The organism is Enterococcus silesiacus (assembly GCF_001886225.1).
Taxonomy (GTDB): domain Bacteria; phylum Bacillota; class Bacilli; order Lactobacillales; family Enterococcaceae; genus Enterococcus_L; species Enterococcus_L silesiacus.
This window is the reverse complement of record NZ_JXLC01000013.1, coordinates 57,946-70,852: the sequence shown is the minus strand read 5'-3', so window position 1 is coordinate 70,852 and position 12,907 is coordinate 57,946. Positions and strand designations below refer to the sequence as shown.

Sequence of the window (12,907 nt, the reverse complement as noted above, 5' to 3'; positions counted from 1 at the left end):
ACAAAAGAAGCTTAGTCGTTTTTTATTTAGTCTATTCTAGAACGATGAATTTCGCGATCAAACGGTCGAATATAGGTCACAGAATAATCAATTGCAATAATACTACTATACTCAAACACTTGACCATCTTCTAAGATCGCCCGATTTGTGATCTGCATTGCAGGTGTTCCTCTTTTACATAACAGTAGTTGCGACTGTTCTTTTGACGTGGTAATCGGATCATAGCTCGTAATGTAGTGAGATATACGATAGCCCTTCTTTTCCACATAATTCTGAATCGAATGCTCAACTACTTGCTGGCTTAAGTCAGGAAACATCGACACTGGCAGTTTGGAAATCTCTAGCTGTTCAATCTTATAGTTCACGATCCGGATCCGTTCAAAGGTCCAAATCTCCTCCAACTCACTCACTTGAAAAATTTTTTGCTCTTCTAACGTAGCAGGTGCTTTTTTTAAATCAATCATTTTTGATCCGATTCGATCATAAGGTGTTCTAGTCAATGAATTGAAGATCAAGGGATTATTCCGCCATTTTTCATGAACAAAAATACCTGACCCCTGGATCACTCTTACAATACCAATTTCTTCCAAGTTTTTCACAGCTTGCTGGACCGTAAAGCGTGAGACGCCATAAATTTCTGCAAGCTTTCGTTGATTAGGCAGCTTACCATCTTTAAACTCTTCTTGATAAATTTTGCTCAGTAAATCTTGAACAATGAATTCCCGTTTTTTCATGCGCCTCTCCTTCCTTTGCATATTCTCCCTTAACTATACCTTGATTCCCTTAAGAAGTTAACGGTTATTTTTAGTTGGTTGGAAAAGATAGTATTTCTCTAAATAAACAACAGTACCGACACTTGTTGCTTATCATATAGTAGAAGCGCTTAAAACACTCCACTAGACTTTAGACAACATTCAACCTACAAAATCAGTGTAGCAGTACTAGTCAATTATAGGCATTTTATGAAACCCAAACTTGTCACTTTCCTATGCTGTATTTACTATCTTCTACACTAGCCAAGCCATGTCTAATCAGCATTTATAGGCGACGATTTCTGAAAAAACATTGACAGCGCTTTCTTTATAGTGTATATTTGCTTTGTTAAATGGATAGTGATTATTAAGTTAAGCTAAACCTAAACAACGCCTATCTAGGCTCTTGTTTGGGCTTTTTTCTGTTCTCAATCTCTTTCGTCAAGTTAAAGGAGGTCGACTATTTTGGAAATTCTAAAAATTTTAAATAACAATGTGGTCATTGTGCTCAATGAGAATAATGAAGAAGTGATTCTTATGGGCAATGGATTAGGCTTTCAGATGAAGGCTGGCTCAGAAGTAGAGGCCGCAAAAATCGAAAAGGTTTTTAAACTTGAAAACCAAGTGGAACCTGAACAAATCGAACAACTCTTTGCAGAGATTCCTGAGGAAATCATTGAAATTTCGTATAGAATCTTATCTCAAGCTCAAGCTACTTTAAACAAAGATTTGAATGAGTCGTCTTTCATAGCAATCGCCGACCACTTACACTCCTCTATTCAACGGACGAAAAAGAACATTCAAGTCAAAAATTTTTTATTATGGGATATCAAGCGTTTTTTCCCGATCGAATTAGAGATAGCACGCTCGGCTATTCAAATGGTCAATCAGCAACTGGATGTAGATTTGACTGATGATGAAGCTGGATTTCTAGCCTTGCATATCACCAATGCTCAACTCGACAGCAATCACGAAGATGCGATCAGTCTAACTCAGTTGATCGAAGAAATCTTGACCGTCATTAAATATACACTCCGAATCAATTTTGCTGAAAATGATCTTTACTTTCAACGGTTTATTACACATTTAAAATTCTTCACTGAACGAGTGTTAAAAGAAAATACTGCAACACCATCTGAAGAACAAGTTGAAAATGAGTTATTCTTACTCGTGACGAAACAATATCCAGAGGCTTTTGAAGCAACAAAAAAAGTCGCTGAGCTGTTAAAGAGTCGACGCAATTACACATTGTCAAAAGATGAACAGGTCTACATCACCATACACTTAGCCCGAATCATCGATAAAACGAGTTAGTTAGAGAGCTCTTCTCTTAATCTAAATGATATCCCAAAAAGGAGCGTAGGAAACTTATTGCCTGTGGAAAGGCGCTGGATCGTGACATTAAGTTGGCGAGACCTCTGAATAAAAAATAACTAAACATTTGGAGGAACAAAAATGGGTAAATACGAAGAACTTGCAAAAAATATTGTAAAAGAAGTCGGAGGCAAAGAAAACGTCAATTCTTTAACAAACTGTATCACACGCCTGCGGTTTAAACTGAAAGATGAAAGCAAGGCAAACACCGAAGTCTTAAAAAATATGGATGGTGTTGTGACGGTCATGCAGGCTGGTGGACAATATCAAGTAGTGATTGGCAACCATGTCCCTGATGTCCGTAAAGAGGTGGATGCCGTATTAGGTGTGCTAGAAGCTCCAACTGAGTCTGGATCAAAAGGAAATTTATTTGATCAATTTGTTGATATGATTTCCTCTATTTTCCAACCAATTTTAGCGCCACTGTCTGCAGCCGGTATGTTAAAAGGGGTTAATGCCATTTTAATTTTCGCGTTAGGGGCTGGCTTTGCGGAATCCTCAACATCAGCTATTTTTAATGCGATGGGTGATGGATTATTCAAATTTTTGCCAATCTTTATTGGTTACACAGCAATGAAAAAATTTGGTGGCTCACCCTTCCTTGGGATGTTGATCGCATCCAGTTTAGTCTATCCTGGATTTTTAGAAGGTGCAGCTACTGCTCAGTTTGCTGAAACGGGAGGGCTTAATTTCTTTGGTATTCCATTCTCTATTCCGCCTGCTGGTTATGGTTCTACGGTTATGCCGATTATTGCTGCGGCGGCTTTTGCTGCCTTTTTAGAAAAGCAATTAAGAAAAGTGATTCCTGACGTTATTAAGTTGTTTATTGTTCCATTTATAACAGCCCTTATAACGATTCCATTAACATTCTTAGTTATCGGACCAATCATGAATACTGTTTCTGACGCTTTAGGAAATGGCTTGCTTTCTATTCAAAGTTTCAGCCCCATTTTATTCGGTGCTATTCTAGGTTTCTCTTGGCAAATTCTTGTTATGTTCGGTCTACATTGGGCACTTATTCCATTTGCCATTATCGCGTTATCTCAAGGTGACCCAACATCATTATTAACACCATCAGGTAGTGTGAGTTTTGCTCAAACTGGTGCGGTATTAGCGGTCATGTTGAAAACTAAAAATGCGAAATTAAAAGAATTATCGATCCCTGCTTTTATTTCAGGCATCTTCGGTGTAACTGAACCGGCTATTTACGGTATCACTTTACCTAGAAAAAAACCTTTCTGGGCATCTTGTATTGTTGGGGGAGTTACTGGTGCCATCGCTATGGGATTAGGGATGCAAGGCTATCAAATGGGTGGCCTCGGAATATTCCGCTATCCAAGTTCTATCTCACCAGATGGCGATGTTAAGTTTGCGATTTACGCAATGATTTTGGATGTGTGTGCTCTTGCAGCTGGTTTTGCAGTAGCTTGGGCTTTAGGATTTAAAGATGATGAACCAACGATTCAATTATCAAAAGAAGAAGCAAAATTAGCCGCAACTGGGCAAAAAAAGAAACTAACAAAAGAGGAAGTTTTCTCTCCAGCAGAAGGCAAAGTCCTACCTTTGAGCGAAGCAAGAGACGCAGCATTTTCTGAAGGCATCATGGGCAAAGGGGTTGTGATCGAACCAACTGTTGGGGAAATCGTGGCACCATTTGATGGTACCGTGATGACTCTTTTCCCGACAAAACACGCCATTGGATTGATTTCGGACAATGGGACCGAGCTTTTGATCCATATCGGTATCGACACCGTTCAGCTAGATGGTGAAGGCTTTGAGGCCTTCGTCGAACAAAATGCGAAAGTCAAAAAAGGGGACAAATTAGTGACCTTCGATATCAGTGCAATCGAAGAAGCAGGTTACAGCACACAAGTGCCGATTATCGTTACAAATACCCCTGACTACGCTGATGTGATTGCAACTTCTGAAACCTCGACTAAACAAGGAGCTGTTTTGATTACTGCAATCATCGCAAAATAATCATTTGAACCAATACACAATCTATTTACAAAGGAGTACAAACCAATGAGTTTTCCAAAGAATTTTTTATGGGGCGGTGCAACAGCTGCCAATCAATGCGAAGGTGCCTGGGATCAAGAGGGTAAAGGCGATTCGATTTGCGATCACAATCGTGCAGGAAGTCGTACTTCTAATACACACCGCACATTCGATTTAGTGATCGATACAGATCAATACTACTATCCTAGCCATACAGCGATTGATTCTTATCATCATTATAAAGAAGATATTGCGTTGTTCGCTGAAATGGGCTTCAAAGTCTATCGGATGTCGATCGCTTGGTCACGGATTTTCCCTAATGGCGATGAAGCAACACCCAATGAAGCTGGGCTACAATTTTATGATAAGGTCTTTGATGAGCTAGCGAACTATGGCATTGAACCACTTGTTACGATTTCTCATTTTGAAATGCCTTTCCATCTAGGAAAAAACTATGATGGGTTCTTAGATAAACGAGCAATCGGTTTTTACGAAAACTATGCCACTACTCTTTTTGAGCGTTATAAAGATAAAGTAAAATACTGGCTAACATTCAATGAAATCAATTTTGGTACGATGGATCATGGCAAGCGAATCAACGGTTTATTTAACCGTGAATATAGTGAATCTGAACAGTATCAAGCGCTACACAACGTTTTTCTTGCATCAGCTCGAGCAGTCGTTGCAGGACATAAAATCAACCCAGACTTTAAAATTGGATGTATGTTGGCGTATATTACGATGTACCCAAAAACGTGTCGACCAGAAGATGTTTTAAAAACACAGCAAATCAATGAGAAATTCAACTTTTTCTGTGGTGATGTACAAGTCAAAGGAAAATATCCTTACTTCATGAAACGGTATTTTGAAAAAAATAATATTCAAGTCGAGATTACAGAAGAAGATAAAGAGCTACTTAAAGCAGGAACTGTCGATTATTATACGTTTAGCTATTACATGACTACCTGTATCACAGATGACTTGGAAAAACGTAATGATAAAACAGGCGGAAATCTGTTCGGTGGTGTATCAAATGAGTATCTTGAAACGAGCGATTGGGGCTGGCAAATCGACCCTGTTGGCCTACGTTATACATTAAACCAAATCTATTCTCGTTACGAAGTGCCGTTAATGGTTGTAGAAAACGGACTTGGCGCTTTTGATAAAGTGGAAGCCGATGGCTCGATCAATGATGATTATCGAATCGATTATTTCAAACAACATATTATTGAAATGGAAAAGGCGATTGATGACGGCGTCGACTTGATCGGTTATACGCCTTGGGGTTGTATTGACCTGATAAGCGCTGGAACAGGTGAAATGAGTAAGCGTTATGGGTTTATTTATGTGGATCGTGATGATGAAGGAAACGGCACACTTGATAGACGTCCGAAAAAATCATTCCATTGGTATAAGCAAGTAATTGAATCAAATGGAGAAAATCTCGGCTAATTGAACTAGCCTTTTCAAAGAATCTTAAAAACCTGTGTTAGTGGTTTGCGCAAGCAAGTGACTGACACAGGTTTTTCTTGGATAGATTTCGAGCATATCCATTGATATTACATCAAAATTTGTTATCTTACACTTAAGGAGAGTGACGAAAATGAAACAACCAATAACCTTTATTTCAGTAACGGCACATGCAAAAAAACAAATGGATTTTTATGCTGACGTTTTTCCAAACACTACGATTGACTCTGTTACTTATTACGATGACTACCCAGAGCGTGTTTTGAATGGACAATTAGATTTAAATGGCGCCTTGATTTATTTTTTAGAAATGGGACCTGAAAATCCTGTTGCGCCTGGTTGGAACCTCTCATTATATGTGGAAATGGACACTGAAGAAGAGTTTGACCACATTTTTTCAGCACTATCCGCTGAAGGCGTGGTCATTATGGGCCCTGAAGCTGCTGGAATTTTTCAAAAAGTTACGTGGCTGACAGACAAGTTCGGTATTACTTGGCAGTTCGTATTTGCTGGAAACTAAAAATGCTACTACCTTGCTTAGCAAACACAAGATAGCAGCGCTATTCAATATCAATTTCACTTTAAAGTCAGTGCTCATACCATTGACTTTTTCTTTTTATACACTTTTACTGACGCTTAAATTCAACTTCAGTATTCCCATAATGAATCAGCAACAAATCTGCTTGATCATATCCTGGGTAATCAAAAATCACCTGATAATACTGTTTTCCATCTTTTTCATCAGCGCTAAGTTCTCTTAGTAAATAACGCTCTTCTTGACCATTGATCGTAGCTTGCAGCCAGATATCATCTATATCGACTAATTCATTAAACCTCTTATCACTTGTTGTCAGCACAAAAGAATTTGGATACACTAGACCCGACGCTATTTCGGACCATAAAGGATCAGTCGGAGCAAAATCAAGCGCATCAAATGATTTGCTTTTTGACGTATCAATCGGTAATTCCCACATACCTTGAAGCTCTTCAAATATTTTACCTTCTTTTCCTTCATGAACTCCTGAACTATCATTCATAGAATACATAGCAGTTAAACGATTAATGACAATTACTGCATTTTCCAATGCTGGTACATTTCCGTCACTTGCACGAAGTCGATAAGTTAATTCTAGCTGATTTGTACTGTGATCAAAATGAGAATCAGATACAATTGAATTAAATAGATTCAAATTTTCATGTGATTCTGACAAGCCACTTTTTAAATCAACCAGATAACGGCCATCACCATTTTTAAGTGCAAAGTTTATCCCATAATTATCGAGTGTTTTATCAGTGAATTTTGACTTTTTCGGAACTTCGATCATAAAATGCAGGCCTATTTCATTTTGATCTGCATAGACTTCATTTAACTTGATTTCAATATCTTCATTTATTGCTTTTGTACTCTGTTGTGTGACAAAACCTTTATCTCGAAGAGTCTTAGAGGTGAACTGCCCAAGATGCAAGAAATTGGTCACGGCTTTACCAATCGGTGTAAAGACTAAAGAAAATCCTAGTAATAGGATCGCTGCAAGTACAACGAATGGCAGAATTTTTTTCTTTTTAGGATGCACTCGCTTCGTTTCTTGAGAGATTTTTTTATATGCTGTATCAAATGCTTGACGAGCTTCTGGAGAGAGCGCTTGAGTTTCTTGCATTGTCTTGTTCAACTCTTCTTCAAAATCTTTCATCATACTAATCCTCCTTCAGATCCAATATATTCTTTTTGCAACAATACTCGCCCTCGTGCTAAACGAGATTTGATCGTTCCAGTAGGTTCAGTTAAAATCTCACTGATTTCCTTTACTGAAAAACCATTGTAATAATACAATACAAGAGGGATCCGATAAATTGGTTTGAGTCCAGCCAGTAAGTCATTCATCGCTAAATGCTCTGTCTCTTGATTATCAACTAAAAACGGATAATCCTCTATATCAAAAGAAGGCTCCAAGCTCATTAACTTCTTACATTGATTGATCATTATTCGACAAATCCAAGTATTAAAATATTTCGGATTTTTAAGTTGATTCAGTTTTTGATAAGCAGTGATCACTGTTTCTTGCAGTACATCTGCTATATCTTGTTCATTTTTCAAAAAACGTCTAGCCATATTGTAAAGTACCGGTTCATACTCTTTAACTAATTGAATAAAGGCTTCTTGATCCCCTTTTTGAGCCTTTTTAACTAAAAATACATCGTTTGCCAAGTAAAATACTCCCTTCATCTCCAACACTTCTTTTAACCCTTCTATTTATTAGAGTCTAGAAAAAGGTAAATGGTTGCATCAAAATTATAAATCGGCAACATTCTTATAGATAGTTTTATTTTTTATGCGCACGAAAAAAAGGATAGGTAAGTAGTCCGTCCTACTTACTTTATCCTTTTCCTATTTCTCTAATTCAACTATTTTTTTTGCTTTAGTACAAATACTCCTATTAAAGCCAAAGCGATTACTGCCAGGCCAGCAACTATAATCACATAACTATCTTTACTTCCTGCTTTAGGCAACTGTTCCTTTGAGTTTGCAGAATTTCGTTTTGAAGTATTTAAAAGAACTTTTTTTGTTTGTGGTTCTTTTGTTGCTTCTTTGACGGGGATCAATTCACCTTGTGCATGACCATTTGTTTTGATTTCTTCTTTTATAGGCTTATCTTGATGAATTTCTACCTCTTTGCCAGAAATAGCAGGTTCTAGCAGTGGAACTTCTGTTACTTCAACGACCTCTGGTTCAATTGGTTTGATCTTTTCTAGCTTAGTGGATTCGTCGTCGATGGTTTCGATTTGTTCATCAACATGGATTTCTGGTTGCTCTTCTTTTGCTTTGTTTAATTCATTTTCTTGGCTTTCTTTCGCCTGTTCTTCCTCGATTGGTTGAATCTCTACTAATTCATTCGATTCGTCTTCGATGAGCTCAGTTTGTTCACCAATGCGAATTTCTGGTTGCTCTTCTTTTGCTTTGTTTAATTCATCTTCTTGGCTTTCTTTCGCCTGTTCTTCCTCTATTGGTTGAATCTCTACTAAGTCATTTGATTCGTCTTCGATGAGCTCCGTTTGTTCACCAATGCGAATTTCTGGTTGCTCTTCTTTTGCTTTGTTTAATTCATCTTCTTGGCTTTCTTTCGCCTGTTCTTCCTCGATTGGTTGAATCTCTACTAATTCATTCGATTCGTCTTCGATGAGCTCAGTTTGTTCACCAATGCGAATTTCTGGTTGCTCTTCTTTTGCTTTGTTTAATTCATCTTCTTGGCTTTCTTTCGCCTGTTCTTCCTCGATCGGTTGAATCTCTACTAATTCATTCGATTCGTCTTCGACGAGCTCAGTTTGTTCACCAATGCGAATTTCTGGTTGCTCTTCTTTGGGTTTATTTAATTCTTCTTCGTTAGTTTCTTTTGGTTGTTCAGGATCAAGCGGTGTAATTTCTTCTAGCTGACCTGATTCATCTTCGACGATTTCTTCTTGTTCAACAGGTTCTTTTATTCGTTGACTCTCATCGCCTGTGGCATTGCCATCTAAAAAGATATTCTTCACTTTATGCGTTGCAATTTCATTTGTCGCTTTTTCATAATACAGTTGGTAATCAATTTTACAATCGTTGGTAAAGTTAGGTTGTTTTTTCCCAGCTTCGGTTATCGTTGCCGTGTACATGATTGAAAATGAAGCCAAACGTGCTTTTTCACGATAAAGACGAACCACAAAAGTATTATCCGCTCCAAATGTCACTGTACCATATCGTTGCTTTTCAAATTCTGCCAAGCTTAACGTTGATCGACCTAAATAATTATCAATAGTAAAGATAAAACTATCTTTATTCAGCACTTGACCGCCACCTGATGTATCGGTCAACACGATATCATTACCTAGTTCACTTTTATTCAAATTTGCATTTAAGAACCAACGAATTTGACCGGATTTCCCTAGGAGGTCTCCTGTTTTATAGAAGAAAGGTTTCTCACCCTCCACGCCACCGCCTGTGTGTCCTTTGACTACAATATTTGGTACAGTGATTGACGTGCCAAGATTTGCTGGTATTTCCTTCACTGTGTTTTCTGCGACATTTTTTACACGGACGCCAAAAGTAAACTCACCTCGGACACGATCGAGCTGATTCACTTTTTCGTTAAATGTAGCAATTACTTTATTTTTATAAACACGGACTATTCCTAATCCATTTAAATCAATTTCACGTGGGGTACTGTCAGAGTCTGCAAGACCTTCAAGCTCTTTTGGTAAAGTTAAAGTCAAGGTGTCTCCCGCTTTTAACTTTGTATCAGATTTTTCACTGAATGTTACTCGAATCGAGGTCAGTTCACCATCTGACAACTCTGTTTTATCAAAATGTATTGTATCAACAAATCCTCCGCTACTTAATTCTGCTGCCAATGACTGTTGACTAAAGCCAACTACTCCTAAAAAACCTACAAACAGTACAACACACCATGATAATTTTTTTAACATCTTTTATACATCGTCCCTTTCTTTTGATTGATATAGACCAATATGTATTCTTTGTTGCTGTTATGAAAAGCAACTTTTTTGATGTTAAACAAAAAATGAAGCTGTGTCAAAGCATATACATTCTTGCACATTATTTTATAATAAAGTATTCAGCTCGTTAGAAAGGTATGCTTGAACTACTTGATATTTAAAGCCAATCTCATATTTTTCCATAGTAAAAACCCCTTGAGTTAGATTTTTGGTCTAACTTAAGGGGACACAACAAATTCCAGTGACTGTTTTCCTTAAATGTGTCAATTTCTAGTAGCGTGGTAACTTTAAAACAACGCGCGTATACTGATCTACTTTAGTACTGATCTTCATTTGGTAATCAGAACCATACTGTAAGTGAAGTCGCTCATCGATATTGCTCAGTCCGATCCCTCCTAATCTAGTACAAATATGCTTCTGCTTTTCAGCTAACTGATACCCCTTACCATTGTCACAAACTTCGATGTAAAGACTAGTATCATCCGCTCTTGTACGAATAGTAATCAATCCTTGCCTATCAATTTCTTTAATTCCATGGTAAATTGCATTTTCAACAATCGGTTGGATCACAAGTTTTGGCAACTGATAGTCAAATAACTGCGGGTCTTCGATTATTTCATAGGTTAATTGCTCGCCATAACGCTGTTTCTGAATAAATAGATATTGCCGAACATGTTCTATTTCATTCTTCAGTCGAATCATTTCATTGCCTTGATTAAGTGATAATCTAAAAAAATTAGCCAACGATTTGGTCGTGTCGACTACTTTTTGGCTATCATTAAATTCTGCCATCCAAATAATCGTATCTAACGTATTATATAGGAAATGGGGATTGATTTGGCTAGCCAGTGTCTGGATCTCATAATTGTGGATCGCCTGTTCTTTGGCTTTTACCTCAGATACTAACTGCTCCATCTGCGTCAACATAACATTAAAACTGCGAGCTAAACTACGAACCTCGTCAGAGCCAGATTCTATAACTGTAGCATCGGATAGACCTGATACTACATGCTTCATTGAATATTCAAGGGTTCTAATCGGTTTAGTCAGTCCTCTAATAACGAATAAACTTCCTATAAAAACGACGAAAAACATCACCCCGGCAACTAGCAGCATCTTCCACCACATATTACTGGAAATCATCGCTAATTCTTCCAAAGATGCGATTCCCACTAACTGCCAATTAGCTTCAACTATAGATTGATGATAAATAAATTGTTGCGCCTTTGCGTCGTATCCATTTTTCCGTTTACTATCAAGTTGAATTTGTTTTTGAGCGTCTTGATCTGAGAGGGTAGGTAGCTTCGGGTAATAAACAAGCTCTTCCTGAGGATCGATTATAAATACATAGCCTTTTTTTCCTATATTTAAATGACTTAAATAATTTTCTATCTCTTTGGAATCAATATCCAGTCGAATCACGCCTTTTTTTTGGCCATCATCAGCGACAATTTCTTTGGTAAGAGAGATTATCCAACCTTCTTTACGACCAGCTACTGTTTGTTTTCTGATAGAAGTTAGGGTCGTCACGCCGTCCATCTTAATTTCCTGTTGCTTCCATTTTTCTGCTAGTATATTTTTTGATTTTAACACCTCTTCAGCCTCTTCATTGGAAACGAAACGTCCATCTTTAGTAAGTAACATAGCTGACATAAACGAATCATCTGTCCCTAGCATATTAGTCAGCATATTTAACGCTTGAGCACGATTTTCTGGACTGTCTGTGTCTATAAATCGTTGTATATCAGAGCTAATCGTAATTGCCGTTGCTGTCTGCTTCAAACGCTTGATGTAATCATTGACATAGTCACTGCTACGTTCAAGTATATTAATTGTATCCTTTTGCGCCTTAGACAACATGATTGCGGAAGTATTATAGGTCGTTGAAAGGCCATAATAAACTAATAAAATAAGCATCGTTAAGAAAAAATAATTGCTTATTTGCATAGAAAGTGAATGCAATTTTAACTTATTCAATATCTTCATTGCTGTACTGCCTCTTTTTTATATTGTCTTGGTGATAAGCCCGTCACTTGTTTGAAACGTAACGAAAAATAATTAACATCTTCAAAACCAACTTTTCCAGCAATTTCATAATTTTTTAATGTCGTTGCTAACAACAATACTTTTGCTTGTTCGATTCGCTTTTTACTGACATAATCCTGAAATGTCGTGCCTAGTGTTTTTTTTATCACACTGCTTAAATAACTAGAATTATAGCCTAACTTATGTGCCAGCCATGTTAAGGATAATAAAGGATTACTTAATTGCTCTTCAATCGTTTGTTTTAATGTATCCGCTAAAGTCCCTTCTTTCTGATCCCCCGCTCTAGCTATACTCACATCATTAAGTTGCTGACACAACAGATCTGACTTTAACTTATTAATTGCTTGAGTCAACAATTCTTCAACGTCTTGTTTTGTTACCGGCTTTAAAATATAATCGTCCGCCCCTAATTTTAGAGCAGACACAGCATATTCAAAATAATCATACCCTGTTAAAAATATAATCACTGTTTTCGGTAAAAGTAACTTGACCTTTTTAGCAAAGGTTAGACCATCTAAATAGGGTAAATTAATATCTGTTAAAATAATGTGCGGGCTTTCTTTAGCGACAATTTCAAGAGCTTTTTTGCCATCTCCTGCTTCAAAAATTTGATCAATTTCCAATCTTTTAAAATCAATCAACGTCACGATTCCTTTTCGGACTAGCGGTTCATCCTCTACAACCAAAATTTTATACATGTTCTCCCCTTCTTTCTTTCAATAGAAAAAACTCCTTTATTTACTATAACAAATAAAGAAGTTTTTTTATTATATTTTTTATTA

10 protein-coding genes are annotated in these 12,907 nt (G+C 37.2%); 4 read left to right on the top strand and 6 right to left on the bottom strand.

The annotated features are described in order from the left end of the window. Nucleotides 1-26 precede the first annotated feature (26 nt). The gene (locus RV15_RS10230) at nucleotides 27-734 is read right to left on the bottom strand and encodes a GntR family transcriptional regulator (protein ID WP_071877949.1); all 708 of its coding nucleotides are present in this window, start codon (nucleotides 732-734) and stop codon (nucleotides 27-29) included. 483 nt (nucleotides 735-1,217) lie between these two features. Between RV15_RS10230 and licT the strand changes: the two genes are divergently transcribed. From licT to RV15_RS10210, 4 genes are all read left to right on the top strand, one after another. Next, nucleotides 1,218-2,066, top strand: a complete 849-nt coding sequence (gene licT, locus RV15_RS10225) for a BglG family transcription antiterminator LicT (RefSeq protein WP_071877948.1) — start codon at nucleotides 1,218-1,220, stop codon at nucleotides 2,064-2,066. A gap of 141 nt (nucleotides 2,067-2,207) precedes the next feature. Next, on the top strand, nucleotides 2,208-4,106 hold the full coding sequence (locus tag RV15_RS10220) for a beta-glucoside-specific PTS transporter subunit IIABC (protein WP_071877947.1): 1,899 nt from the start codon (nucleotides 2,208-2,210) through the stop codon (nucleotides 4,104-4,106). A 45-nt stretch (nucleotides 4,107-4,151) separates the two neighbouring features. Continuing rightward, nucleotides 4,152-5,576, top strand: coding sequence for a glycoside hydrolase family 1 protein (locus RV15_RS10215; protein WP_071877946.1), 1,425 nt, complete (start codon nucleotides 4,152-4,154; stop codon nucleotides 5,574-5,576). A gap of 151 nt (nucleotides 5,577-5,727) precedes the next feature. Next, nucleotides 5,728-6,114 (top strand): VOC family protein, encoded by a 387-nt coding sequence (locus RV15_RS10210; protein ID WP_071877945.1) that lies wholly within the window; start codon nucleotides 5,728-5,730, stop codon nucleotides 6,112-6,114. A 106-nt stretch (nucleotides 6,115-6,220) separates the two neighbouring features. Here the strand turns inward: RV15_RS10210 and RV15_RS10205 are convergent, their stop codons facing one another. The 5 genes from RV15_RS10205 to RV15_RS10185 form a co-directional block, all read right to left on the bottom strand. Beyond that, nucleotides 6,221-7,288, bottom strand: a complete 1,068-nt coding sequence (locus tag RV15_RS10205; RefSeq protein ID WP_071877944.1) for a DUF4179 domain-containing protein — start codon at nucleotides 7,286-7,288, stop codon at nucleotides 6,221-6,223. Continuing rightward, complete coding sequence (locus tag RV15_RS10200) at nucleotides 7,285-7,800, bottom strand: RNA polymerase sigma factor (protein WP_083429159.1); 516 nt, start codon at nucleotides 7,798-7,800, stop codon at nucleotides 7,285-7,287. The genes RV15_RS10205 and RV15_RS10200 overlap by 4 nt, the downstream gene beginning before the upstream one ends. A 197-nt stretch (nucleotides 7,801-7,997) precedes the next feature. Beyond that, nucleotides 7,998-10,049, bottom strand: coding sequence for a collagen binding domain-containing protein (locus RV15_RS10195; RefSeq protein WP_083429156.1), 2,052 nt, complete (start codon nucleotides 10,047-10,049; stop codon nucleotides 7,998-8,000). A gap of 300 nt (nucleotides 10,050-10,349) precedes the next feature. Beyond that, complete coding sequence (locus RV15_RS10190; protein WP_217265818.1) at nucleotides 10,350-12,056, bottom strand: cache domain-containing sensor histidine kinase; 1,707 nt, start codon at nucleotides 12,054-12,056, stop codon at nucleotides 10,350-10,352. Between the two features lie 5 nt (nucleotides 12,057-12,061). Beyond that, on the bottom strand, nucleotides 12,062-12,823 hold the full coding sequence (locus tag RV15_RS10185; protein WP_071877942.1) for a response regulator transcription factor: 762 nt from the start codon (nucleotides 12,821-12,823) through the stop codon (nucleotides 12,062-12,064). Between the last annotated feature and the right edge of the window lie 84 nt (nucleotides 12,824-12,907).